23 protein-coding genes, 1 tRNA gene and 1 pseudogene are annotated in these 22806 nt (G+C 56.6%); 10 read left to right on the plus strand and 15 right to left on the minus strand.

Annotation, left to right across the window (positions count from 1 at the left end; translation table 11 throughout):
- Window positions 1–68 precede the first annotated feature (68 nt).
- Window positions 69–710 (plus strand): DUF4259 domain-containing protein, encoded by a 642-nt coding sequence (locus ABLO27_RS11560; protein ID WP_353033038.1) that lies wholly within the window; start codon window positions 69–71, stop codon window positions 708–710.
- Between the two features lie 169 nt (window positions 711–879).
- Here ABLO27_RS11560 and ABLO27_RS11565 read toward each other — a convergent pair whose 3' ends face one another.
- Together ABLO27_RS11565 and ABLO27_RS11570 are read right to left on the minus strand one after the other, a co-directional pair.
- Entirely contained in the window at window positions 880–1878 is a 999-nt protein-coding gene (locus ABLO27_RS11565) for an aldo/keto reductase (protein WP_353033040.1), read from the minus strand.
- A gap of 221 nt (window positions 1879–2099) precedes the next feature.
- On the minus strand, window positions 2100–2792 hold the full coding sequence (locus ABLO27_RS11570; RefSeq protein ID WP_353033042.1) for a helix-turn-helix transcriptional regulator: 693 nt from the start codon (window positions 2790–2792) through the stop codon (window positions 2100–2102).
- A gap of 105 nt (window positions 2793–2897) precedes the next feature.
- Between ABLO27_RS11570 and ABLO27_RS11575 the strand changes: the two genes are divergently transcribed.
- A complete protein-coding gene (locus tag ABLO27_RS11575) occupies window positions 2898–3371 on the plus strand; it encodes an SRPBCC family protein (protein WP_353033044.1) in 474 nt (157 codons plus the stop codon).
- Window positions 3372–3495: 124 nt separating this feature from the next.
- Here the strand turns inward: ABLO27_RS11575 and ABLO27_RS11580 are convergent, their stop codons facing one another.
- From ABLO27_RS11580 to ABLO27_RS11590, 3 genes are all read right to left on the minus strand, one after another.
- Window positions 3496–4266 carry an ABC transporter ATP-binding protein gene (locus tag ABLO27_RS11580; protein ID WP_353033045.1) on the minus strand — a complete coding sequence of 257 codons (771 nt, stop codon included), beginning with the start codon at window positions 4264–4266 and terminating at the stop codon, window positions 3496–3498.
- The gene (locus ABLO27_RS11585; protein ID WP_353033047.1) at window positions 4263–5324 is read right to left on the minus strand and encodes a FecCD family ABC transporter permease; all 1062 of its coding nucleotides are present in this window, start codon (window positions 5322–5324) and stop codon (window positions 4263–4265) included. The genes ABLO27_RS11580 and ABLO27_RS11585 overlap by 4 nt, the downstream gene beginning before the upstream one ends.
- A gap of 64 nt (window positions 5325–5388) precedes the next feature.
- Window positions 5389–6543, minus strand: a complete 1155-nt coding sequence (locus ABLO27_RS11590; protein WP_353033049.1) for an ABC transporter substrate-binding protein — start codon at window positions 6541–6543, stop codon at window positions 5389–5391.
- Between the two features lie 253 nt (window positions 6544–6796).
- Here ABLO27_RS11590 and ABLO27_RS11595 point away from each other — a divergent pair, with 253 nt between their 5' ends.
- Window positions 6797–8164 carry an MFS transporter gene (locus ABLO27_RS11595; protein ID WP_353033051.1) on the plus strand — a complete coding sequence of 456 codons (1368 nt, stop codon included), beginning with the start codon at window positions 6797–6799 and terminating at the stop codon, window positions 8162–8164.
- Window positions 8165–8210: 46 nt separating this feature from the next.
- Here ABLO27_RS11595 and ABLO27_RS11600 read toward each other — a convergent pair whose 3' ends face one another.
- The 5 genes from ABLO27_RS11600 to ABLO27_RS11620 form a co-directional block, all read right to left on the minus strand.
- A complete protein-coding gene (locus ABLO27_RS11600; RefSeq protein WP_353033053.1) occupies window positions 8211–8606 on the minus strand; it encodes a GFA family protein in 396 nt (131 codons plus the stop codon).
- A 137-nt stretch (window positions 8607–8743) separates the two neighbouring features.
- Window positions 8744–9310: a TetR/AcrR family transcriptional regulator gene (locus ABLO27_RS11605; protein ID WP_353033054.1), complete on the minus strand. Its 567-nt coding sequence runs from the start codon at window positions 9308–9310 to the stop codon at window positions 8744–8746.
- 3 nt (window positions 9311–9313) lie between these two features.
- The gene (locus ABLO27_RS11610; protein ID WP_353033056.1) at window positions 9314–9847 is read right to left on the minus strand and encodes a dihydrofolate reductase family protein; all 534 of its coding nucleotides are present in this window, start codon (window positions 9845–9847) and stop codon (window positions 9314–9316) included.
- Window positions 9848–10006: 159 nt separating this feature from the next.
- A complete protein-coding gene (locus ABLO27_RS11615; protein WP_353033058.1) occupies window positions 10007–10687 on the minus strand; it encodes a DUF2161 domain-containing phosphodiesterase in 681 nt (226 codons plus the stop codon).
- Between the two features lie 91 nt (window positions 10688–10778).
- Window positions 10779–11648: a LysR family transcriptional regulator gene (locus ABLO27_RS11620; protein WP_353033060.1), complete on the minus strand. Its 870-nt coding sequence runs from the start codon at window positions 11646–11648 to the stop codon at window positions 10779–10781.
- Window positions 11649–11789: 141 nt separating this feature from the next.
- Between ABLO27_RS11620 and ABLO27_RS11625 the strand changes: the two genes are divergently transcribed.
- Complete coding sequence (locus tag ABLO27_RS11625) at window positions 11790–12323, plus strand: cytochrome b (protein WP_353033061.1); 534 nt, start codon at window positions 11790–11792, stop codon at window positions 12321–12323.
- Window positions 12324–12350: 27 nt separating this feature from the next.
- On the opposite strand, the gene ABLO27_RS11630 is transcribed toward ABLO27_RS11625, so the two are convergent.
- On the minus strand, window positions 12351–13319 hold the full coding sequence (locus tag ABLO27_RS11630) for an amidohydrolase family protein (protein ID WP_353033062.1): 969 nt from the start codon (window positions 13317–13319) through the stop codon (window positions 12351–12353).
- A gap of 141 nt (window positions 13320–13460) precedes the next feature.
- On the opposite strand from ABLO27_RS11630, the gene ABLO27_RS11635 reads away from it, so the two are divergent.
- Window positions 13461–13985, plus strand: a complete 525-nt coding sequence (locus tag ABLO27_RS11635) for an AAA family ATPase (protein ID WP_353033064.1) — start codon at window positions 13461–13463, stop codon at window positions 13983–13985.
- A gap of 41 nt (window positions 13986–14026) precedes the next feature.
- Here ABLO27_RS11635 and ABLO27_RS11640 read toward each other — a convergent pair whose 3' ends face one another.
- The 3 genes from ABLO27_RS11640 to ABLO27_RS11650 form a co-directional block, all read right to left on the minus strand.
- Complete coding sequence (locus ABLO27_RS11640; RefSeq protein WP_353033065.1) at window positions 14027–15652, minus strand: thiamine pyrophosphate-binding protein; 1626 nt, start codon at window positions 15650–15652, stop codon at window positions 14027–14029.
- 205 nt (window positions 15653–15857) lie between these two features.
- The gene (locus ABLO27_RS11645) at window positions 15858–16424 is read right to left on the minus strand and encodes a hemerythrin domain-containing protein (protein WP_353033067.1); all 567 of its coding nucleotides are present in this window, start codon (window positions 16422–16424) and stop codon (window positions 15858–15860) included.
- Between the two features lie 114 nt (window positions 16425–16538).
- Complete coding sequence (locus ABLO27_RS11650; protein WP_353033069.1) at window positions 16539–17549, minus strand: AraC family transcriptional regulator; 1011 nt, start codon at window positions 17547–17549, stop codon at window positions 16539–16541.
- Window positions 17550–17811: 262 nt separating this feature from the next.
- Between ABLO27_RS11650 and ABLO27_RS11655 the strand changes: the two genes are divergently transcribed.
- The gene (locus ABLO27_RS11655) at window positions 17812–18633 is read left to right on the plus strand and encodes an isochorismatase family protein (RefSeq protein ID WP_353033071.1); all 822 of its coding nucleotides are present in this window, start codon (window positions 17812–17814) and stop codon (window positions 18631–18633) included.
- 164 nt (window positions 18634–18797) lie between these two features.
- Complete coding sequence (locus ABLO27_RS11660; protein WP_353033073.1) at window positions 18798–19283, plus strand: YHS domain-containing (seleno)protein; 486 nt, start codon at window positions 18798–18800, stop codon at window positions 19281–19283.
- 110 nt (window positions 19284–19393) lie between these two features.
- On the opposite strand, the gene ABLO27_RS11665 is transcribed toward ABLO27_RS11660, so the two are convergent.
- Window positions 19394–20488 (minus strand): hypothetical protein, encoded by a 1095-nt coding sequence (locus tag ABLO27_RS11665; protein ID WP_353033075.1) that lies wholly within the window; start codon window positions 20486–20488, stop codon window positions 19394–19396.
- A gap of 212 nt (window positions 20489–20700) precedes the next feature.
- Between ABLO27_RS11665 and ABLO27_RS11670 the strand changes: the two genes are divergently transcribed.
- The 3 genes and pseudogenes from ABLO27_RS11670 to ABLO27_RS11680 all read left to right on the plus strand — a co-directional run.
- Window positions 20701–21039, plus strand: coding sequence for a helix-turn-helix domain-containing protein (locus ABLO27_RS11670; RefSeq protein WP_353033076.1), 339 nt, complete (start codon window positions 20701–20703; stop codon window positions 21037–21039).
- Window positions 21040–21604: 565 nt separating this feature from the next.
- Window positions 21605–21687, plus strand: a tRNA-Cys gene (locus ABLO27_RS11675).
- 658 nt (window positions 21688–22345) lie between these two features.
- Window positions 22346–22729, plus strand: a pseudogene (locus ABLO27_RS11680) (CAP domain-containing protein); the annotation flags it as partial.
- Window positions 22730–22806: the final 77 nt, after the last annotated feature.

Genomic DNA, 22806 nt, shown 5'->3' on the forward strand with positions numbered 1-22806 from the left:
AATCAAATGTTCACCCGGTTCCTTAACGCCGTTTGCGCAGAATTGCGCGACACCTGCGGGAGATGGTCATGGGCGTTTGGGCTTCAGGCAGTTTTGGCAATGATACGGCCCTGGACTTTGTGGCCGATGTGACAAGCTTCGCGGCGGTGCTCGACACCCTGAGGAAACTTGAACAGGACAAAAGTGCACTGGATGCGGAGGATGCATCAATTGCCCTGGCGGCGTGCGACATGCTTGCCGCCGCCATCGGGCGGCCGCCGGCCGATCTTCCCGACATGCCGAGTTTCGAAAACGAACAGGTTTCGGAAGATCTTCTGAAGACCGCCAAGACTATCGTCAAACGGGTGCGGACAAAGTCGGAACTGGCTGAACTCTGGTCGGAAGAGGATGATGCTGAATGGCAACTGGAGCTGGACGGCCTGCTGCTGCGCCTGACACCGTCAGAGCCATATGAAGTCACGGCCAGAAAAGAGGACCCAGAGCTTCCGGAGGATTTTCTGGGATACTGCTATCTTTGCTACGGGATGGTCACCGAGCGCGATGGCATCAACTTCGAATATACGATGCCGGACGGCGGAACCCTGTCGATGCACCCGCATCGCAAATGCATTGAGACCCTGATTTCAGGACCGCATTGGAAAAAGGATGGTTCGCCGACAGAAAAAACCAGACGGCGGCTGATGCAAGACATGGGATTTGAGGTTGAATGACGGTTCGAGTGGACCGGCGAGTTCCCTTCGCCGGGCCCTGCCGGCAAACGTCCGCTCCAGCAACACTCCCGCTGAGTTCAGCCAGGAGCGGACATTCGTTTTTGGCATCATGCGGATGTTTCAGGCCAAAGGCCTGTGCCGGGCTCATAAATTCGAAGCCCGGTCCGCCTCAGCAATACCGTTCCGGCCCGTTCCATTGCTCGGCCGAATACCGGTCCCCATGCGCCCAGCCGACCGGCAGCACCGCCTCAATCCGTTCGAGATCGGATTGGGTCAGGTTTAATGCGGCTCCCGAGAGGCATTCGCGCAAGTGGTCGACCGACCGCGTCCCGGGGATCGGGATCACATGAGATCCGCGGCTGAGCAGCCAGGCATTTGCCAACCCGGCCGCCGTTGTGCCCATTTCGGCTGCGAGTTTGCGGAAACCTTCCGTGATGCGCAAATTCTCCGTCAGGTTCGGTTCCATGAAGCGCGGGTTGCCGGCAAGGAATGGCAGATTGGCGATCTGCTCGCGCGAGATCGGATTGTCCGTCAGCAGCGACCGACCCACGGGCGAAAACGCCACCATCGCCACCCCGAGCTCGGCGCATGTCTGCACCAGTCCGAGATCCGGGAAGCGTGTGGAGAGGGAATATTCTGATTGAACAGCGGCGATGGGAAAGACTTTCGATGCGCGCCGCAGGGTTGAAGGGGCAACTTCTGAAAGACCGATCGCCCGGGCCTTGCCCTTTTCAACGAGCCGACCGAGATTTGCAGCCGTTTCTTCGGGCGTGAAGCGCGGGTCGCGGCGATGCGCGTAGAAAAGATCCACATATTCCAGACCAAGCCGTTGCAGAGACTTGTCCAGTTCGGCTTCCAGGTGTTCCGCCGAATTGTCGAAGGTGCGGTTGCCTTCCGGATCAGTCGTGATGGTTGCCTTGGTCGCGATGACAAACTCATCCCGCGCGCCCGGATCAGCCTTCAGATAGGTTCCGATTGCGCTTTCCGATTTCCCCATGCCGTAAACATTTGCCGTGTCCAGAAGCGTCACGCCCAAATCACGGCAGGCATCGAGGATTGCGTGGCTCTCTGTTTCATTCGTGGGCCCGTACATGTCGGCAAAAGACATTCCGCCATAACCGATTGCCCCGACTTCCGGTCCGTTAGCGCCCAACCTGCGTTTTTCCATTTTGCCTCTACCCCTTAAAGAACCTGAACAATTCTTTTCTGTTTCACTATTTCAGTGATGAAAGCGTCGAAGCCTATATAGGTCTTCTGGCCGTAATCAGCTTCACTTCAGCGATAATTTTTTGATCCTTCGAAGACAACACATACTCCTTCTGACAAGCCACAACCCAACACCGGAAACGGAGATTTTCATTCTTCCTGGCAACTGGAAACGCGGCGGTGTCAGCCCTGATGCCGTTTCGCCATGGTCTCCTCCCACTCCCTGACCAGGACTTCGCGGCGCGCCGGATACTTGTCTTCAAGCACCTTCAGGTTCTGCACCCGGTCTGTTCGGAAATGCCGGTAGTCCTGTCTGGTCTCGCACCAGGCGACGATGTATCGGACTGCGTTCAGATAGGCGATCAGCATCGGCCAGACCACCCGGTTGGTGACTTCCCCGTTTTGGCCTTGGTAAGTGAGCTGCAACCGCGAGCGATCCCGTATGGCGCGCCGCAAAACCACCCCGTCGAACTGGTCCTGGACATTGGATCGCGTGGCAATGGACCTGGAACTTGCATCCAGCACGATCGGGCGCAGCTCCTTCGGAATGGCCTCTGACAATTTGGCAACCAGGTCCCTGGCGGCGCGGGCAAGCGAAGGGTCGCCCTGCGACGTAACCCAGGTGGCACCAAGCGCGGCCGCCTCCAGTTCGTCGGCTGTCAGCATAAGGGGCGGCATGTCATAGCCATCGTCCAGCACGTATCCGGTGCCCGCCTCACCGATGACGGGCACGCGCTGCGCGGTGAGTTCGGCCATGTCTCGATAAAGGGTGCGCAGCGATATCTCCAGCTCATCGGCCAGATCACGCCCTGTCACGGGCGATCGTTTTGACCGAAGAATCTGGATGATCCGGAAAAGCCGTTCCGTGCGCCGCATTTCTTTCTCCTACTGCCACACTGCTGCCACAACGGTGGCAGCAGGGCAAGTTTATGAAGATCGCAGAAACAGAAAAACGACACGTTTGCTGAAGTGAGACCCCCGATGATACACCACCAACGGACCCTTTTGATCGACGCCAGCCCGGAGGCCGTGTGGGCGGTTCTTGATCGTTTCATGCATATTGACGAGTTTGCGCCGCTCGTGAAATCGGTCGATGCGCTCACCTCGGGCGACAATCAGGTTGGCTCGAAACGGCGCTGCCACTTCGATGACGGCAACTCGCTGGTGGAAGAAGTGACGCAGTGGCAGCCAAACCGTGGGTATCGGGTTCGCCTGCTGGATACCGATCCCATGCCGCTGAAGGAAGCCTACGCGGAGCTGACCATCAGGCCCCAGGGTTCCAGGCAGACGCTCGTGGAGTGGAGCATGGATTATCGTGTCAAATACGGCCCGATGGGCTGGCTACTCGGCCAGACCATGATGAAAATGATGATGAGCAAGGTCCTGGATGGAAACCTGAAAGGGCTCGCCGACAAGGTTCAAGCAGGTGAAACAGCGTCTGTTTCGGCAGCCTGAACCAGACATTCCCTCGTGAGCGGGACCCTAATCCGCTCGCAAAGCCCGGGGGACCAACAATCAACCGGTCATCCGCTTTTGGCCGAATGTCGAATTCAAGGAAGCAGCGTTTCATCGTTGAATGTCATGCCAGCCTCGCGTCGACATAGAGCGCTCCTTTGCTGGTGCGCTCAAGATCCGCCCTGACGCGATAGGTCTCGCCGATTTCCGGCAGTGCGAGGATGTCGCCCGGTTGCCCGTCGGCCAGGATCACGCCCTCGCGCAGCAATATAAGCCGGTCACAGAACTTGGCCGCCAGATTCAGATCGTGAAGCGCGGCAATGACCACAGGCTTCTTGCGATCCATCTCGTTGCGGATCGAGGTCATGATCGAAAGCTGATGGTGCAAATCAAGCGCGCTTGTCGGTTCGTCAAGCAAGATGACTTCCGGTGCGCGCACGATGGTTTGCGCCACGGCGATCATCTGTGCCTGGCCGCCACTTAGATCGGCAATGCCGCGATTGGCGAGATGTGACAGGCCAAGGGCATGAAGCGTGTCGGACACACGGTCGAGATTGTCGGCATCGACCCGCCATCCGGTGGTTTGCTTCAGCGCCAGAAGCACGCTCTCGAACACCGTCAAAAGAGCGTTGCACCCATAGGCTTGCGGCATATAGGCGATGCGTTGCGCCCGGTCCTTGCGGCGCAGATGCGTGATGTCCTCGCCGCCAATGGTGATGCGGCCACCCATCGGCTTCACCAATCCGGCAATCGTCTTGAACAGCGTTGATTTGCCTGAAGCGTTCGGACCGATGAGACCGACAAAGGTCGCAGGTTCAACGTTCTTCACGGAAACGTCGTGCAGAATTTCCGTTCTGCCGTATCCTGCCCGAAAGTTCGTGATGTTCAATGTCATGACAGCCGCTCCCGCCGCGTGCTGAGAATGATCGACACAAACACCGGCACGCCGATCAGCGACGTGATGATCCCGATCGGATAGATGATGCCCGGGGTGATCGATTTCGAGATCAGCGACGTCAGCGACAGGACCAATGCGCCGACCAGCGCCGAAAGCGGCACGAAGTAGCGTTGGTCTTCCCCCACCAGGAGCCGCGCTATGTGCGGACCGACCAGCCCGACGAAGCCAACCGTGCCGACGAACGATACGGCGGTTGCAGCAAGCAGGGAGATGCAGATCAGCATCTCCACACGCAGCCTCGCGACATCGACGCCCATGCTTTCAGCGGTGGCCTCGCCCATCCGCAAAGCCGTCATGGGCCATGTGCGGTAAAGACTGAAGGGAATGGCGATGCACAACAGCAATGTGCCGAGGCCGATCTTCTCCCAGCTCGCGCGGCTCAGCGATCCCATCATCCAGAAAACGATCCGGGCGATCTGATCTTCCGATGCCATATACTGCATCAGCGCCAAAAGTGCGGAGAAAGTGAAGAAGATCGCGATGCCGAACAAGATCATCGTCTCTGATCCAACACCCTTGAGACGTGTTGCAAACAGGATGAAGCCACATGTGGCGAGCGCAAAAATGAAAGCGTTTGCCGTGACGAGCAAATGCCCGACGGCAGGTATGATTGAAATCCCCAGCACGATCGCGAGCGAGGCGCCGAAACTTGCAGCCGCTGAAACCCCGAGCGTGAACGGTTCGGCCAACGGATTGTTGAGGATTGTCTGCATTTGCGCGCCGGCAACCGCCAGGAGCGCACCGACAAGCACTGCCGTCACGGCGACAGGCAGGCGGTAATCCCAGACGATAACTTTCAACCGGACCCCGTGCGCCATCGGGTCGGCAAGAACGTCAAAAACCGTGGACAGCGGGTAGTTTCCCGGACCCGTCGCGACATCAAGAAAGAAGCTCAACGCCAGAAGACCGGTGACGACTGCAATCATTCCATAGCGGCGTGCGATCTGAGATGCATAGCTTTGCCGCATCTCGATGGCATTCACATCGACACTCATCTGAAATTTCCTAAAGGCAAAATGGCCCCGCCACGAAGCGGGCGAGGCCGGAAAGGCGTTCGGCTTAGCCTTCGACTTCAAGGCTGCCCCAGAAGACGCCGGAGTAGTCGATGGGCAGGAACTTTTCGTGCAGCTCCCTGATCGTTGCATCCGGGTTCACGTCCTCAAACAGCTCCGGATGGATCCACTTGGCAAAGGCCTGCATGGCAACGAAGTGATAAGGGCTGTTGTAGAACTGGTGATAGACCGAATGGAAACGGCCGGACTTTACCGCCGACAGATCGGACCAGCCTTCGCGGGTGGCCAATGCACCCAAACGCTCCTTCACCATCTCGTCCGTCGCTTCATAGCCGAAGAGAACGGCAGCCGTGTCCGGATTGGCCTCGGACCAGTTGCCGCCGGTGCCGATGATGATTTCGGGATCATCGGAAAAAATGGCTTCAAGAGAAACGTTGGTCGCAAAACCCGGGAACTTGAGTGAACCCCAGTTGCGGCCTCCGGCGAGGTCGACTAGGCGTCCCAGATTGGCGGCACCAAATGTCGAGCAGCATTTGGCCGGGTTGTAGCCCGCAGCACGCTCGATGAAGACGATCGGCCGGTCTTCAGCCGGGATGGCTTCAACGCGGGAGAAAATCAGCTTCATCTGCGACTGATAGTAATCGGTGAAGGCGTCTGCTGCATCGCGCTCGTCAAAAATACGGCCCAGCAACTGAATGCTCGGCACCGTGTTCTGGGTCGGATCCTGACGGAAATCGACGAACACTGTCGCGACGCCCGCCTCGGCCAACTTGTCAATGATCCCGCTTTCCTGGGCCTTCAGAAGATTGCCGAGGTTCATCAGCACGACTTCCGTTCCCAGCGAAATGACGGCTTCCAGGTTCCACTCGTCTGAATAAGGGCTGCCGAAACTCGGGAGATCAGCGGCTTGCGGAAACGCTGCCTGGTACTTGCGGTACGCATCCGGATCGAAACGCACCATGTCGTCCTTCCAGCCAACGACGCGTTTGAACGGGTTGTCCTGGTCCAGCAGCGCGATCGTGTAGATCATGCGCCCTTCACCAAGAACGACCTTGCTGGGGTTCTTTTCCACTTCGACCGTGCGGCCGGCGATATCGGTTACGGTGATTGTCTCTGCGTTTGCGAACGTGGCTGAAGCGAAACAAGTCGCTATGGCTAAAGCAGCGGAGCAAAGACCCGCCGTCAGTGATCCGACTTTCATGGGTCTCTCCTGTCAGGAATGCAATCCATGGCTCTTCCATGGGCGAGCAAACCTAGGCCGGTTCGGCAATCACTGTCAATAAACTGGAGTCAAATACTCAAGATAAAATGTTCATGCGTACCTGTACCCGACCTGACCGAAAAAACAATCCGAAGCCGGTTGAAGCCAGGCAGGCCCATTGCGGTTGATAAGCCAACGGACATCTGAAACTCTACAATCACTGGCATAACTTGCGGAGAGACAAGATCTATTGGTGGCTGAGAACCAGAGAAAGTGGTGGCTGCTCGGCGCGATGAGCGGCGTACTCGGGCTCATCGTACTGGATGAAACCATCGTCGCGGTGTCGCTGCCGTCGATCACTCAGGAGCTTGGACTGTCCGTCTCGGCTGCCCACTGGGTGGTCAATGCCTATCTTCTGAGTTTCACCTGCGCCGTAGCGATAGCCGGCCGGCTTGGCGATCATTTCAGCAGAAGGCATTACTTTTCTTCCGGTGCGGCGCTCTTTGCTGCCGCCTCGCTGCTTGCGGCGCTTGCAAACGACGGGACGACGCTCATCGTTGCCCGCGTTCTTCAGGGCATTGCAGCCGCGGTGATCTTCCCGACATCGATCGCGCTCATCACCAAGGCATTCGATCCGGAAAAACGTGGGACAGCGTTCGGGTATCAGACCACGGTCGGGGGCATATTCATGGCATCCGGTCCGCTGGTCGGCGGGTTGCTTACCCAAACGCTTTCCTGGCGCATGATATTCTGGGTCGGCATTCCGATCGTTCTTGGAATTGCAGTGTTGCTGTGGCTGATCTGGTCGCCGAACTACGATGTGCAGAAACGCAAGGCTTCCGGCCCGCAAACACCGCTGGAGTTTGCAGGACCCGCCTTTCTGATTGTTGGTCTCTTCGGTCTTGTGACATCTGTGATGCAGGGCCCCTCATGGGGATGGGTATCCCCCATGACACTCGGTCTTATTGCCCTGGGAATCGTGACCCTGGCCCTGTTCCTGCAAAGAGAACTCACCCACCCGGCACCGCTCCTCGACATATCGCTCCTGAAGATTCCCGAGTTTGCCGGCGGTGTTTTCATCTTTGCGATTTTTCAACTTGAGAAGATCGCCGTTTTCGTCTTCGCCGCCCAGTTCTTCCAGGACAATCTGGGCAGAACCCCCATCCTTTCAGGTGCTGCGGTTTCCCTAGCAATACTGCCTACGCTCGGCACATCGATCCTGGTCGGAAAGCTTACGGATAAATTCGGCTCGAGGTTCACGCTGGTCAGAGGGGTAACCTGTCACGGGGCGGCACTCATTCTCCTGGCCTTTGCAGCAATCCAGCAGAGTTTCCTGCTGACTCTCATACCTCTGATACTTTGGGGAGCCTCCATGCCGAGTATCGCCATCCCGGTCAGGCGGGTGCAGATGAATGCCGTGCCGAAGGACAAGCACGCGCAGGCGAGCGGTATCAACCTCACCATTCAAATGCTCGGAGGCAGTTTCGGACTTGCAGTCTGTAGCGCGCTCATCACCGAAACCGGCAGCTATCCCCTGCTCTTCTTCGTTGTCGGATGCCTCACGCTTCTTGTCGTTCCGATCGGACAACGCTCAATGGCAAAACGCGAAGGCCGGGCATAGCGCAATCCATCCAATCGTTCTCAAGCGTTTGCGGATTTGAAAGACACTAGCCTTCAGAGCGACCTGCGTCGTCGTCCCGATCACGTTCATATTGTTTCATGCCGGGAAAGGGCGGCAGCCACGCCTCGCGGCGGATTGTCCAGCATTCGTAGGTCGGCTTCAATTGGTCGGGAGCATCGAGCGAACCGAGATGTATCTCGACTTCGTCACTACTACGGGCAAAGACCGAGGAACCGCAACGCGGGCAAAAGTGCCGGTCCGCATGGTCCTGTGTTTCACCGTCGATTGTCACCGCAGCTTGCGGGAACACGGCTGCCGCATAAAAGAGAGCGCCGTGATGCTTGCGGCAGTCGAGACAATGGCAAATGCCGACCCGATACGGTTGCCCTATTGCCACGATACGAACGCCGCCACATACGCACCCGCCCGTGAACCGTTCCATGTCAGGCCTCCCTTCAACCGCCTCGTGATTGCGGATCGTCATTCATCACCATATTTGCAGCCAACTGATCCGGGAACCGATATCCCCACGGTCCGCAACGCAACCTTCGACACAGATGAACTCTGCCGTCCAGACAATCAGGCCTCAGACACACAGGCCCCAAGCACCCAGTCGACACTTCTAAGAAAGTCCTCCTCCGTCAGATTGTGCTCCGGCGCAGCGGCGACAGCTGAAAAAACAAAACCATGTGTGTAGTCGACCAGAAGATTGAGCATGACGTCGTTCGGATCGCCATTGTTCAGAAGTTGTGTGTTCTTCCTGATCTCTTCGGTGACCTCAATAATATCTGAGCTCATCAGCGATGTGTCATTCAGGATGCAACGCACGACATTCGCGTTTTCGAGTGCTTTGGCGCAGTACATGGAGAGGATATTACGAAGACGTACGTCGGGCGTATTCCCTTCAATCCTGCTGAGCGTTCCCTTGAAGGCACTTTCGACCAGCGCCGCAAGCAGCTCCTGCTGGCTACCGACATGATATTTGATCGCCATCGCTGTCACGCCAAGGCTATCTGCCAATCGCCGGAACGAGACCGCTTCAGCGCCTTGCTCGCGAAGCAGCGGCAGAGCTGCTGTCAGAATTCGCTCCCTGGAAAGCGCCCCGTCCCGCTTTTGCGGCCGCCCCGCGGCCTTGCCGGATGCCATGCCTCAGGTCACCACATAACGCATGCTGACAAATCCAGATCCAAACTGCTGTACCTCTTCAAGCTTCAGATCTACATCCTTGTCCAGCTCTCCGAACATACGGATCCCCTCTCCAATCAGGATAGGCGCAATTGAAATCCGCATGTCGGCAATGTGACCGGCACGCAGGAATGATCGAATGATTGCACCGCCGTCCACGTAGACCCTGCCAACACCACGCTCGTCAAGTTGCGACATCAGATCGTCAGGTGAGAGACGGCTGATTTCGACCTTGCCCTTCGCATGCTCCGGAATGTCGTCTTCGGTTAGTGTCTTGCTCAGAACCACGACGGGTTTCCTGTATGGCCATTCACCGAACCCCAGAACGGTCTTGAGCGAACCGGTTCCCATAACGATCACATCGATGCTGTTTTGAAATTCCTCGAAACCGTAATCTTCAGACCCGGTATCGAATTTCATCAACCAATCAAGCGTGTGATCCTTTCGCGCAACAAACCCATCAAGGGTCATGGCCATCATCGTGTGTCCGGTCGGCATTGTTATCTCCATAAATTTATACACTGTATAATAATGAAGAACAGAGACTGTCAACATCAACGCTCATGGCGTTCCTTTCCTGAAACCTCGCGTATAGGTCCGCGTCCGCACGCTTAGACCACAGGTTTCAATCGAGAGGGACTTCCTGTGCTGGGCGCCTTAACCGGGTTCGGCGTTTTTCACCTGACCCTGGATGGACTCCATACCCTTGGGGCTCAAGGCGTAAACGCCGCGTTCGACACGCTCGAACCAACCATAGTGATCGTCGGCCATCATTCTGGTTGCACGGTCGACACCGGTTGCCTTGGCCACATCCGCGCCGCGGCTGGGGCCGTTCTCCTCCAAGTGCTGAGCGCAGCGGATCGCATCCTGGCGATAGGCCGTCACCAGCGTTACACGGGTCGACCCACCAGTGTTCGGATCGCCGACACGGCGGGAAAACTCTCTGAGCAACCGGTCCTTGCGCGGCTTCGATTTGCGCGGCGTATAGGGAGCCGGGTCTGAATGCACCTCAACAAATCCATCGGACAGCCTGACCGTCATCAAGCCAAGACCCAGTCGCCGGGCAAGCTTGAGGTTGCTCTTGAGCGCTTGTTGAAACCGCCGCCCCGTCCCCCTTGCCACCGCGACATAGACCGCATCGGTGACGGCCTGGCGCTCGATAGCCTGATGGAAGAGCGTTAGCGAGAAGCCCGTTTTCAATTCAACGATCACCGGATCTTCATCACCACGACAGGCAACGATATCGGCGGCACCCACCTCCGCCTTTACCTCATACCCCTGCCCGACCAGATAAGCCTTCACCGGCGGGTAGAGATCGGTTTCCAAAATGCGCGCCATCCGGGCATCCTACGTTTGAAGCTGAATTCAAGCGATCAGGTGTGAACAACTGCCAGGCGGACTGAACGCCCGAAAGCTCACTGACCACATTCTAAAGTGCATGTTTTAACGAGAGCAGTTCCTCTGTCAGAAAATCGACAAACCGGCGAACACGCACAGTCTTTTGAAGATCCGAATGCAGCAGGATCCATAGCCACGGGCCTTTGGACAGTTCCGTCTCCGGCACGCGGCGCAGATCCGGGAACGCGTTTTCGAAGAGTGTCGGCATATGAGATATTCCGCAGTTCTGACTCAACAAGCGAACGCGCATGTAGCCGTCATTCACCTTGTGTCTCACCTTTGCCATTTGAAATGGCGGTGGCAGGCGCAAACTTTCGTCTGCGGTTCCAATCCAGCTCAATCCTTCGCCTTGCGGACCTGCGTCAGGTAGAACATCTCGAAGGTAGGTCTCACTGGCGTAGATGCCCAAAGTCAGTCTGAAGAGTTTTCGAGCAACAACATCCTCTGCGATCTCTTCTGCGGCGCGCAGCGAAACGTCGGTTTCGTCGTTGGTTATGGATTCAATCTCCGACGTGAGATGAAATTCGATGTCGATGTTCGGATATTTCTGGTGAAACCGCCCAATGATCGGGGCGATTAGGTCGTAGGCAAGTGTGGGAGAAAGTGAGAAACGGATCGTCCCGGACTCGCTTTTGTCCAACCCTTCCACTTTCTTGCGCGCAGCAAACACGGTTTGCTCCGCGGCTTCGACCACGGGCAGCAACGCCTCTCCGAATTCGGTGAGGGTGAAACCCCGTTTGGACCGGTGAAACAGGCGGACGCCATAGCTCGCCTCCAGTGCCTGTATGTTCCGATTTACGGTTCCATAGCTTGCGTTGATCGTGCTCGCCGCGGCCCGCAAGCTGCCCGTGCGGGCAACGGCAAGAAAATAGGGCAACTGCTCCCAGTCAAATGATCTCATATCGACTTCACATGTTCCAGATATGTAACAGGCTATTTCATTTTGTTATATTTTTGAACGCATAACCATTTGCTAAATCGCGTCGAGATACCTCGCTGGCGGCAAGAGTTTGCGCATGCCGGCTTCAAAGGGAGACGCTTAATGAAAAGATATCATCCATTGCTTGCCGCGTGTCATTGGCTTGTCGCGATCATGGTCCTCATTGCGCTGGTTGTCGGTGGACCCGGGCTTGCGGAGTTGAAAAACACCGATCCTCAAAAACTGACCGCACTCGCCGGTCACATGGTTTGGGGCCTGGTCATTGGCGGATTGATGCTGGGGTTTCTTGCCACACGCGTGTTTTCGCGCAAGCCGCCTTACGCCGGCGCCGAACATTCAACACTCAAGTTCGGTAGGCTATTCACCCATGTGGCACTGTATGTGCTCGTTCTTGCGATGGTTTTCAGCGGCCTGGGAATTGCGGTATCCGCTGATCTGTTCGCGGTCGCGTTTGGTGGCTCTGAGGCGCCGTTGCCTGCCAGTTTCAGTGACATTCCGGCACGCACAATTCACGGGATCGTTGCAACGCTTCTTTTGCTTTTGATTGCTTTACACATGCTGGGTTGGGCCTATCACCAGTTCATACTCAAGGACCGCCTGGTCAGCCGCATGTGGTTTGGCAAAAGGAGCAGCTAAGCGCTATTACAGTCAGGGCTGCCTGGCTTACTGTCCCAGCCGATATGCTCTCTTTGTCGTTGAAAAACAAAGGGCATCCTTGTCTTCCGGCGATAGGTCACGGAACAACGCCTCATAGGCAGCCCAGACGGTTTCATAGGGCGACGTGAGTTTTTCGATCGGAAAATTGCTGCCAAGCATGCAGCGTTCCGGGCCGAAAACCTCCAACACCCGATCGACCAGTGGCCTTATGCTGACCACTGTCCAGTGCGCATCTGCTTGAGACAGGCCTGATACCTTCATGAAGGTGTTGGGCAAGACGGCAAGCGCCTTGATGCCGTCCAGCCAGACGTCCAGAGCAGCATCGTCACCTGCAATCGGTGATCCCATATGGTCAACAATGACTGGAATGGTCGGATAATCAGCCAGGAACGCCGCAAAGGGGTGAAGTTGAGTATGCCAGCAGGTCAGGTCGAAGGAAGCATCGATACCTGCCAACGCACCAAAGCCTTCCCGCCAGGCAGAGTTGGACAACAGATCTTCCTCAAGGATGTCCGGACGAGGCGACGATTTCTGCCACCAGAGCTCCTGGCGCACACCTCGAAAAACCGTATGTCGCGCATGCCGTTCAAGAACGTCCGGAAGGTCGGGCCTGCAAAGATCCGCATAGGCGACAAAACCCGCGATACGATCACCATTCGGATGTTCGTCGGCGATGGTCTGGATCCACGCGGTTTCTTCGACCGGATCTTTTGTGTGATCCACCTCAGCCTGGACAGCAATGAAAGCAATTTCAGTGCCCCCGGCATCCTTGATCGCGTCATCCAGAAGGTATGTATCAGGAAGCCCTGGAAACGAGCCGCGCTGATGCCATGGATAATCAAGCTGTGCTGTGTCCCAAAGGTGAATGTGAGCGTCGATCCGTTGCATCTGCCCTGCCTCTATGCTTCTTGCGGTGGAGAGTAACACAACCACGGCGTTGTGAAGCTGGACCGTGTCGGCGGCCTGTCTGAACATGATGAGACACCGGCCCACTTGCCCCAAATCGCCGGGCTTTCATTTTAGGACTGACATTGGCTGCCGAATAGAATCCTGTTCTACTCGCCTGGCTGCGTGCCTCAGATTGGCAAGAGTATTTTCAAGGCCTTTGGATCAAGCATGTCATATCTGGTCTCGTTTTCCGGTCTTCCCGGCGTCGGAAAAACAACAATTGCCCGCGCTTTGGCGCGCGAAAAACAAGCCGTCTACATTCGCGTGGATTCCATTGAAACCGCCATAAAGGAAAGTGCGTTGCGCCCTGCGACGGTCGAGGACGCGGGATATCAAGCGGCATTTGCGGTCGCCCGGGACAACCTTGCAATTGGCCTTAATGTAGTCGCCGACACAGTGAACCCGATCGAAGTCTCAAGGCGTGCCTGGACAGAAGTCGCCGCCGCCTGCAACGCTCTGATTCTTGATGTGGAAGTTGTGTGCTCCGATCCTGTCGAGCACAAAAGGCGGGTGGAAAGCCGTGTCAGCGACATAGAAGGCCTTCACCAACCATCCTGGCAAGACGTGCAGGATCGTCATTACGAAGAATGGTCGGAACCCAGACTTGTGCTGGATACCGCCTTGCTGACCACTGAGGAATGCCTCTCGAGAATTTCCGACGCCCTCGGCGAGCGAAACTTCGCGAGGCAATGACCTGAAGATATCGCTTGGCCATCTGAAGCAAAGTATTTCTGTCAAATCCGCATACGGGGAACATCGTTCGGATCGAGGCGGAGTTCGATCAGCAGGGGTTTGTCACGCGTTTCGATTGCCTTGATTGCCCCTTCCAGATCACCCACCGAGTTAACCGCAATCCCCTCACCGCCGAGCGAGGTTGCGACGGCCGCGAAGGACGGCCAGTCGAACATGGACAGGCCCGGATCCATACGCCGGTCGAGGAATTGAATGTGTTCGGCGCCATAAGCAGAATCATTGCAGACAATGACGATGAGATCCTGCTTCATGCGCACGGCGGTGTTGAACTCGTTGATGCCGCCCATCATGAAACCGCCATCGCCGGTGAACAGCACCACAGGCCGGTCCGGTGCGGCGAAGGCTGCCCCAAGCGCTTCCTGCAGGCCGAGACCGATCGAACCGAAATTGGCGGTCACGAGAAAGCTCTTCGGGTCGGGCGCGGAAATCCGGCACCAGACTTCGGTCATGAACCGGCCGCCATCGGTTGCCAGTATCCGGTCTTTCGGCAGGACCTGTTCCAGGCGATCCAGCGCATAAACGTAGTTGACGAAACCGTCTCTCGCATCCTTGGCTTTGCCCGGTGGATGATAGGTGAGCTCTTCCATATCCAGTTCGGCAGTGAACCCGCTTGCCGGGATTTCAGCTTCGTCCAGCCAGTAGACGACGTTGTCGGCCGTCAGACCGGCGTCGGCGACCAGTGCAGCATCGGCGTGATAGTTCTTGCTGACCTCCGTCACCGTATTGTTGACCTGAATAACGCGCTTTCCCTTCATCAAGGCGCGCCTGTCGGTGGTGAAGTGATGCAGGCTGGTGCCGAAGCAGATGACACAGTCGCTTTTTGCAATCACGTCATAGGCAGCGGGTGTACTGAGGGTCCCGAAAATATCCATGTTGTAGGCGTGACCGTTGAACAGCCCCTTGGCCTTGAGTGTTGTCGCCAGGGGCGCTTCCAACCTGTCGGCCAGCCGGATCAGTTTGTCCCGCGCATCGGTGGCACCGCCACCGGCCAGAACAATCGGTCGACGCGCGGAAGCAATCATGCCGACCGCTGCATCAAGATCATCGCCTTCCGGAACGTATGCCGGTGCCCCGAATGCGGGAAACACAACCTTTTCATGTTCAACTTCCTGCCACATGAAGTCAGCGGGCATGTTCAGAACGACTGGCCGTTTTTCCACCCGGGCACGGTAAAAGGCATGAGCGACATCATGCGCGGCGGTCTCGGGTGCGCGCAGTTGCTCAAATCCGGCGCCGGTCACCTTTACCAGTTCACGCTGATCGATGCTCTGAAGGTTCTGCGGGTTCATGACCGGCGTGTCACCGGCAAGCAGCACCATGGGTATGTGGCCACGAACGCCTTCGGTCAGTGCCGTTACGCAATTCGTCAATGCCGGACCGTGCGTGACCGTGGCAACACCCAGCTTGCCGGAGACATGGGAATAGGCAAGCGCCATCAGAACCGCGCTGCCTTCAAAGGAAACCGGCACAAAAGTAGCTCCGCAGGCGCGGACATAATGGTCAACCATGAAGAGGTTCGCATCGCCCATGAGGCCGAACATGGTGTCTATGCCCTGGTCCTGAACTGCCTGGGCAATTGACTGATAGGCGTAGGTCTTCTTGTCCATTGCGGGTCTTTAAGACCTCCCTGCTGATTTCGTGCCGACCGGTTTCGTGGCTGTGCCTGAATGACCGGCTTTGCGCGTCCGTCCATCATCAACGCGACAATAGTTACATCTGTAACCTTCGCAAGCTTAATTCGGCTCGACCGATATTATCAGGGAGAAATTGGCGCGCCACGCACGAACTCGTTCGCGCGTGGCCAGTTGAGCGTCAGCCGCGCAGGCGGTGATGCAGGATGATCGGAACGGCCAGCTCTTCCTCATCGGACAGATGCCGTTCAAGAAAAGCTTCGATCGATTGCGCGAGGCCTTGCAACTTGCCCGCCTCCTCGTGCGCTTGCGCTTCGTCCAGCTGGACCAGTTTGATGGCTCGGTTGGCCGTGCCGGTAAAACTGTCCAATACGACATCGAGTTCCTTGTGATCCTTCTCCAGGATCTCCAGTCCGATGTCGAAACGCGGATCGGCGTCCGACAGTTCCGGGAAGTAACTGTGATCTTCCCAGTGGTGATGCCCGTGCAGGTTCGCCACAAGCGCGTTGCCATAGTAGGAAAGCCGCGCGGCAAAATCGTCCGGAGCTCTGGACTTGTCCAGGTAGCGCTCGGTTTCCGAACGCACCAGATCGCCCAGCCTGCGGAACATCTGATGAGCGCCGAGCCAATGCCGTGTCTTTTCCTTGAAGCCGGGATGCGCTTCCCAGCTGTCACGCGGGTAGCTGTCCAACAGGACACGCATGTCCATGGGCATATCTTCAGTGCGGAGGTCGAATTTGGGTGTCATCGCCTTCTCCTTTCCGCAGCTATATCGTGAGCCGGTCCGCGCGATACCACCTTTGCACCCGCATTGCCGTTATGCGTCAGTTGGTTGGCAAGGCCTGACGGCTCCCGAAGCGGCTCAACCGTGACTGATTGCCGAGATCCGGTAAGTCTTGGGCGTTTGACCGCTCCAGCGTTTGAACGCGCGCGTGAACGAGCTCTGCTCGGAAAAACCGGTCAGAAACGCCACGTCAGCCAGGGAGTACTTGGGCCGGGACAGCAATTCCTGAGCAAGATCGCGACGAGCCTTGTCGACGAGGGATTGGTAGGTGGTGCCACGTTCGGAGACACGTCTTTGCAAGGTGCGGCTTCCCATTCCAAGGCTTGAGGCCACTTCTCCGAGAGGGGGAATGCCGTCACTCAGACGATGTGCGATTTCCTGAATAACTTCTCTTTCTAGAGTATCACTGCCTTCCGCCTCGGGAATTTTCTCGTCCATGAAGTTGGAGAAAAAACTCCAGATACTGCTGTCACCGATGGTATTCGGTTTGTCGATCACACTTGCCGAAAACACGATTGTATCGACATCGGCACCAAATGTGACCGGTGCTCTGAGGTACTCTTCCAATGCTCTTTCGGACCCGAGAGGCTGATGACGGAATTGAACCGACATGGGAGCAAAATCAGGTGACGTGGCTTCCCGACACAGGGTGACGAACGTGGCCAACGCCCCTTCATTGGACAGATGCAGCCCGGCGCGGGCAGGTTCTGTTCTATGATGTGTCCACCAGACGGTTTCTCCCTTGTCAGCCAGGGCAAAGGCAGAAGCGGTATTGAACAATTTCGAATAGCGATCCATTCGCGAGAACGACTGGCGCAGAGTGGGCGCAGATTTGAAAGCCAGACCAGCGGCTCCATACTCTTCGCATTTCATTGAGGAAGAGGTGCCGATGTGAAACCGAATGTCGCCTTCTTCGTTGGAGGCAATTGTTTCCAACAGTGTGTAGTAAGCATCAGCTGAAATCATGACGGCGGGGTTCGCCGCTGCGCTCTCGGTCACACCGGCAACGGCATAGAGCATTTCCGGATCGCAATCAGGGCCTGCCTGGTCGATCATTTTCTTCACAAACAAAACTGAAATTTCCGACACGCCGCCCCCTGCAGCCCTGCTGCCTCTGCGTGTTTGATGTCACCAAACACTAAATCCAAATTTCATCTGATCCGCCATTGACGCCTTCGGCTCAAACATTGTCACGCTGTGTCAAGAAGGACACCCCCACAAAAACTATACCTATTTTCGTCCGAACAAAAAGGGCTTGAAGAGACTGATTTTGCTCAAGTTCTCAGGTGCCCAGGTCGGTTCGGGCCTCAATAAAATTTCTAACTCCCAGTGAATTATCGACGAGGACAAAATGAAATCGACACGTCTGAAATGGCACCCCCTTCTAGCGCTGCTGCTCGCGACAACGGCATTCCTTCATGCAGCAGGTGAATTTGCCTACGGGCAAGACCAGGCCTCACGTGCCGCAACCGCGAAACTGCCGCCAGTCAACGATGGTTTGCCGATGCCGGGCTTCAACATCACGACCAATGACACGGCTATCGTAATAACCGACCCGCAGAACGACTTCCTCTCGCCGAACGGAGTTACCTGGGGCGTCGTCGGAAAAAGCATTACCGAGAACGGCACGGTCGAAAACCTGGAAGCATTGTTCAAAGTGGCCGACGAAACCGGGATGCCGCTGTTTGTTTCTCCTCACTACTATTTTGAGCATGATCACGAGTGGCATTTTGAGGGCACGCTGGAAAAGCTGATGCACAATATCGGCATGTTCGATCGTCCCTCCGCGCTCGACATGAGCGGTTTTGAGGGTTCCGGTGCCGATTGGCTGGAGCGCTACAAGTCTTACATCAACAACGGCAAGACAGTGGTTACCAGTCCACACAAGATCTATGGTCCGGACAGCAACGATCTAGCGCTGCAACTCCGCAAGAAGGGTATCAACAAGGTCATCCTGGCGGGCATGTCGTCCAACTTGTGCACCGAGTCCCACATGCGCGGCCTGATCGAGGCCGGGTTCGAAGTCATGGTGGTTACCGATGCGACGGCGGGCGCGATAACCGAACACTACAACGGGTATGACGCTTCGCTGACCAATTTCCGCATGATCGCAAGCGCAATCGACAACACCGACAACACGGTGAAGGCCATCAAAGCAGTCTACGCCCAGTAGGAACGAGGCACCTCCTTCCCTGCCCCGTCGACGAATGCCCCTGGTTCCGGTTCCTCCTGCCCCAGACCTGGCCGGAACCGGTGGCTGCCAACGATGCGCCTGCTGCGCTCCAAGAACGTACTTCGGGCACGTCTGCAGATTTCAATCAGAACATGGAGAAAATTATGTCGTTAAATCCCACAACACTCATCGTCGCGATACTGACCTTTGCCAGTTTTTCATCCACGGGAAGGGCAGCAGACGAATACAACGTTACGACCGGTCTCAGCCTTGCCGGCGCGCCAATCGGAGTTCATGGCGTCGACGCGGTCGCTCTCTCAACCTACAACGTGGTCGCCGATGGAAACGCAGAATTCACCGCCGTCGTCGATGGAGTTTCCTATTACTTCGCGTCTCAGCAGACAGAAAACCTGTTCAAGGCTGATCCTGAGAAATACCTGCCGCAATACGGCGGTTACTGCGCCTTTGCCGTGACACTGGGCAAGAAGCTCGATGGCGACCCCAGGTATGCCGACATTGTTGACGGCAAGCTCTATCTCTTCGTCAACGCAGCAGTCTTTGAAAAATACAAACTGAGCAAGGAAGAAGTCCTAAGCAAGGCCAGGGAAATGTGGCCGTCCATCAAAGACAAGGCCGTTGAAAGCCTTTGAAAAGATCGACCCTAGGACGATGCAACAAGTTGCAGGCCCTGCCCAATTTGCAATGAGGAAAGGCCGTCGGTCGAAAGCCCCCACCAGTCCGGCGGGGGCTTTTCGCGTTTTCAGGAGCCGTTGGCAGGCTGTTGGCAAGCGCCGAAGTCGATCATCTGCTTGCCTTCATTCGCCTGAGCCATGGCATCGGCGCAAACCTGTCCGCCATTTGCTTCATGGGCAGCCTTCGCTCCGGAGATCGAGAACGAAATCTCGGCTGCGGTGCTGAAGTCGCGCACGGTGACGATGTCATCACCCAGGATTGTCCTGCTGGTCTGCCAGGTCGTGTAGGTATCGCCGATTGTCGGGTCGATGACCTGCTGCGGTACACTGGCGCCGCTGTCATACATGTTCTGCACCGTCCCCAACGCCTCGGCCCTGGACATGCCGTTCAGCGTAATGTTCCGGTTCAGCCAGGTCAAACGCAGGTGACGGCTTGGGGAAGAAATATCCGCCGGAACATTGGCCGCCGTCTTGCCGTCTTCGGCATTGAATTTCGCGATGTTCTCGCGGTGCTCCTGCAGCAAGGGCGCATTTGCCTTCACCCCCAGATCGGTCTCACCGATATTGCCGGTATAGACGCGCACGTCCCCGCCTTCATTGACCTGGAAAAGGATCGTATCGCCATTGGCATCGACAGCTGAAACGTGCACGCCGTGCTGACCGGCCGGACCGAGATCGGCTGACCAGGCCAACTGGAACTCACCTGCTTCATAGGCTGCGGCGATTGCGGGTGCGGTGTCGTACATCGCTGCGAGGTAGCCCGGTGCGTCGGCCAGATTGACCGCCGGTGCGCCGGTGTCCTGATAGTCACCGATGAACTCGACGCTTGGTGCCATATAAAGCGTGTCGGCAACCAGACCCTTGTCGTTGAACGCCTGCGCCTGCACGCCGTGGAAGGTCTTGTTTTCCACCCAGGCCACCGTGAAGTTGCGGGCGCCGTCATTCGCCTGAACAGCGTAACCTTCGGCCTCGTAAGACGTGACATCGTCACCGACGCCGAACGTGACGAGATCCATACCGGTTTTGGTGCCCCAGTCGACTGAGCGCACATAGGCAACGCCGTGGTCGGAATGCTTGGCGAGACGCGAGCAGGCTTCAACTGTTGGAACCAGAGCAGTGGTGGCCGTCAAGGCTGCGATCATGACTTTTGAGAAGATGTTCATTGTCGTTATTCCGTCTATTGAGTGTGATTTATCATCGCTACGATGCGTATATGGACGCCAAATCATCTCAATTCAATGATTAATCATCTGCATTGTAATCATACCGGATGCGCGCAAAACGCATGGCAGAAGAAGCGATCCACGGGTGTTGACGGCCCGCTTCCTCCGTATTAATCGCTGTATGAAACATCATGGCACCTCGAGGAAAGATCATGGACCAGGAAAGCACTGTCGAACTCGGCAACCGGATCGCCGCGAAAATCTCGGCGCTGATCGAGGAACAAGGCACCAACCCCGGAGCGGTCGCCAAGGCGGCTGGACTGGGCGTCACTTCGGTCAGGGATCTCCTCAGCGGGCGCGCCCGCACTCCGAACGTCGCCACGCTCGTAAGCATCGCCAAGGTGCTGCATGCCGACCCTGGTGATCTGATAAGTCCCCATGACAGCGACCCGCAGGCAAACGCGCTTTACTTCTCGCTGACGCCCGACAACCAAAGGCGTGTTCGGGCGATCATGCGGGCATTGCTGACCGATCAGGAAGCGGAGAGATGAGCACGAGTGACAATGAGCCGTCTGCCGTCAGGCGCACCTGCCACTGAAAGTTACAACTCACCAGACCGCAACGCAGGGAGTTGACATTCGAAATCAGTTTGCGTATTGACCACACCATCAAAGGGATAAATCGATGACTTTCGCAGTTAACAGTTCCGTCAGTTCCAACTCGTCCGTGCTTCGCGGTCGAAGGAGTTTGCGTGTGCGATAAACTGTAGGCACATCGAAACCTTTCTGACCCGGAAGCAAGCGCTTACCGGGTTTTTTGTTGCCCGGGTCACCATCATGGAAGATGAACCGGGCAGGAGCCCGGCACCGCTTCGAAAGCGGATGGAACCCGAAAGGGTTTGGGGATCAGGACCTCCGTCTTCCGCCAAACTGGAGAGTAAACCGGACAGGCGTACCGGTGCTGTTTTGAAAACAGACAGGACCCAGCGATGGGTCTGCGGGTCAGGACCGCTGCTCTCCTCCATTGGAAGACAAATCGGACGGGCGTCCGGCACCGCTTGGAAAGCGCGTGGAACCCGAGAGGGTTTGGGGATCGAGACCTCTGTCTTCCGCCAAAGGAGCAGCTGGGCATTGGGGAGCCCATCGGACTGCAAGTCCGACGCATATGCTGTGCTGGTTCAACTCCGGCCTGCTCCTCCAAAAAGAGAGTGAACCAGCTAGGTGCTGGCGCAGACTGCTAATCTGTCGGGGCTTTTACAAGCTTGCGGGTCGGGACCGCCGCTCTCTGCCACCTTCCCAATGCCTTCGTTCGAAGAAGATAAAAGAAGACTTGAGGATCGACCCGATGACGGGCATGGGGCCAGCTGCGGAATGACAGGTTCCGGACGCGATTCCGGCGAAGCAGACATATTTGCAATGTGTGTGCATTTCGGCCGATCCGAGCCGATCAGAATGAGACACAAGAAACGGCTTTTCTGACGGTCCATCTTCTTAATAATGCCCGATTCTGAACAGATTGTCCGGGCGCCATCGGAGGATGCCAGTGCCCTCGCAACGAGGCGATCAATTGTGCTGGCTGCAACAAGAATGTCCGTAAGTGATTGATATTCGGATTTCACAGGGGACAGGATCGCCCGCTCAGCACGGCTTCCACCACCCTTCCGGGACACACCGTAACGCTCCCTCATCACAGCAAATGTTCGCGCAAAGTCGGCACTAAACCTTCGTATTTTTACCAAGGTTTGACCTCTCTTTTGCCCGGCCTCGCTTTCACTTTTGAATGCGTCCCTACACGGGTCGGGTCCCACGCAGAAAGAAAGGTCATCGTATGGCGCGTGCAAGCAGCTTCGAGCGACAGATGCTCGAACTCATAAATGAAGAGAGGGCCAATGCCGGGCTACAGCCCCTAAGGCTGAACGTATTACTCAACGAATCCAGTGAAGAGCACAGTGAGTGGATGCTGCGCTCAGGCAATTTCTCACACACCGGCGAAGGTGGGTCTTCAGCGACCGAAAGGATATCTGACAGTGGATACCCCTTGGAAGGCAGCTGGAGGACAGGCGAGAACATTGCCTGGCAATCAGAACGAGGTTCGCAAGGCATCGAAGATGATGTCCGTCAATTGCACGAAACATTGATGAACAGTCCTGGGCACCGCGCGAATATTCTCAACCCTGATTTCACGGAGATTGGGATCGGAATCGAAAGGGGTACCTTTCGGGGCACCGACGCGGTGATTGTGACGCAGAATTTCGCGGTAACCGATGGAGACACATCGGGATCCGTGGAGCCGGATGGAACACCGGCGCCCGATCCAAC

The organism is Roseibium sp. SCP15 (genome assembly GCF_040329435.1).
GTDB lineage: Bacteria > Pseudomonadota > Alphaproteobacteria > Rhizobiales > Stappiaceae > Roseibium.

Coding starts and splice junctions, on each gene's coding strand:
- ABLO27_RS11580 (WP_353033045.1), bottom strand. CDS start 4,266: ATGACATTGAACATCACGAACTTTCGGGCAGGATACGGCAGAACGGAA.
- ABLO27_RS11665 (WP_353033075.1), bottom strand. CDS start 20,488: ATGAACATCTTCTCAAAAGTCATGATCGCAGCCTTGACGGCCACCACT.
- ABLO27_RS11585 (WP_353033047.1), bottom strand. CDS start 5,324: ATGAGTGTCGATGTGAATGCCATCGAGATGCGGCAAAGCTATGCATCT.
- ABLO27_RS11610 (WP_353033056.1), bottom strand. CDS start 9,847: ATGCCGACCGGACACACGATGATGGCCATGACCCTTGATGGGTTTGTT.
- ABLO27_RS11600 (WP_353033053.1), bottom strand. CDS start 8,606: ATGGAACGGTTCACGGGCGGGTGCGTATGTGGCGGCGTTCGTATCGTG.
- ABLO27_RS11635 (WP_353033064.1), top strand. CDS start 13,461: ATGTCATATCTGGTCTCGTTTTCCGGTCTTCCCGGCGTCGGAAAAACA.
- ABLO27_RS11620 (WP_353033060.1), bottom strand. CDS start 11,648: ATGAGATCATTTGACTGGGAGCAGTTGCCCTATTTTCTTGCCGTTGCC.
- ABLO27_RS11660 (WP_353033073.1), top strand. CDS start 18,798: ATGTCGTTAAATCCCACAACACTCATCGTCGCGATACTGACCTTTGCC.
- ABLO27_RS11655 (WP_353033071.1), top strand. CDS start 17,812: ATGAAATCGACACGTCTGAAATGGCACCCCCTTCTAGCGCTGCTGCTC.
- ABLO27_RS11560 (WP_353033038.1), top strand. CDS start 69: ATGGGCGTTTGGGCTTCAGGCAGTTTTGGCAATGATACGGCCCTGGAC.
- ABLO27_RS11605 (WP_353033054.1), bottom strand. CDS start 9,310: ATGGCATCCGGCAAGGCCGCGGGGCGGCCGCAAAAGCGGGACGGGGCG.
- ABLO27_RS11570 (WP_353033042.1), bottom strand. CDS start 2,792: ATGCGGCGCACGGAACGGCTTTTCCGGATCATCCAGATTCTTCGGTCA.
- ABLO27_RS11625 (WP_353033061.1), top strand. CDS start 11,790: ATGAAAAGATATCATCCATTGCTTGCCGCGTGTCATTGGCTTGTCGCG.
- ABLO27_RS11640 (WP_353033065.1), bottom strand. CDS start 15,652: ATGGACAAGAAGACCTACGCCTATCAGTCAATTGCCCAGGCAGTTCAG.
- ABLO27_RS11630 (WP_353033062.1), bottom strand. CDS start 13,319: ATGTTCAGACAGGCCGCCGACACGGTCCAGCTTCACAACGCCGTGGTT.
- ABLO27_RS11575 (WP_353033044.1), top strand. CDS start 2,898: ATGATACACCACCAACGGACCCTTTTGATCGACGCCAGCCCGGAGGCC.
- ABLO27_RS11590 (WP_353033049.1), bottom strand. CDS start 6,543: ATGAAAGTCGGATCACTGACGGCGGGTCTTTGCTCCGCTGCTTTAGCC.
- ABLO27_RS11645 (WP_353033067.1), bottom strand. CDS start 16,424: ATGACACCCAAATTCGACCTCCGCACTGAAGATATGCCCATGGACATG.
- ABLO27_RS11565 (WP_353033040.1), bottom strand. CDS start 1,878: ATGGAAAAACGCAGGTTGGGCGCTAACGGACCGGAAGTCGGGGCAATC.
- ABLO27_RS11615 (WP_353033058.1), bottom strand. CDS start 10,687: ATGGCGCGCATTTTGGAAACCGATCTCTACCCGCCGGTGAAGGCTTAT.
- ABLO27_RS11670 (WP_353033076.1), top strand. CDS start 20,701: ATGGACCAGGAAAGCACTGTCGAACTCGGCAACCGGATCGCCGCGAAA.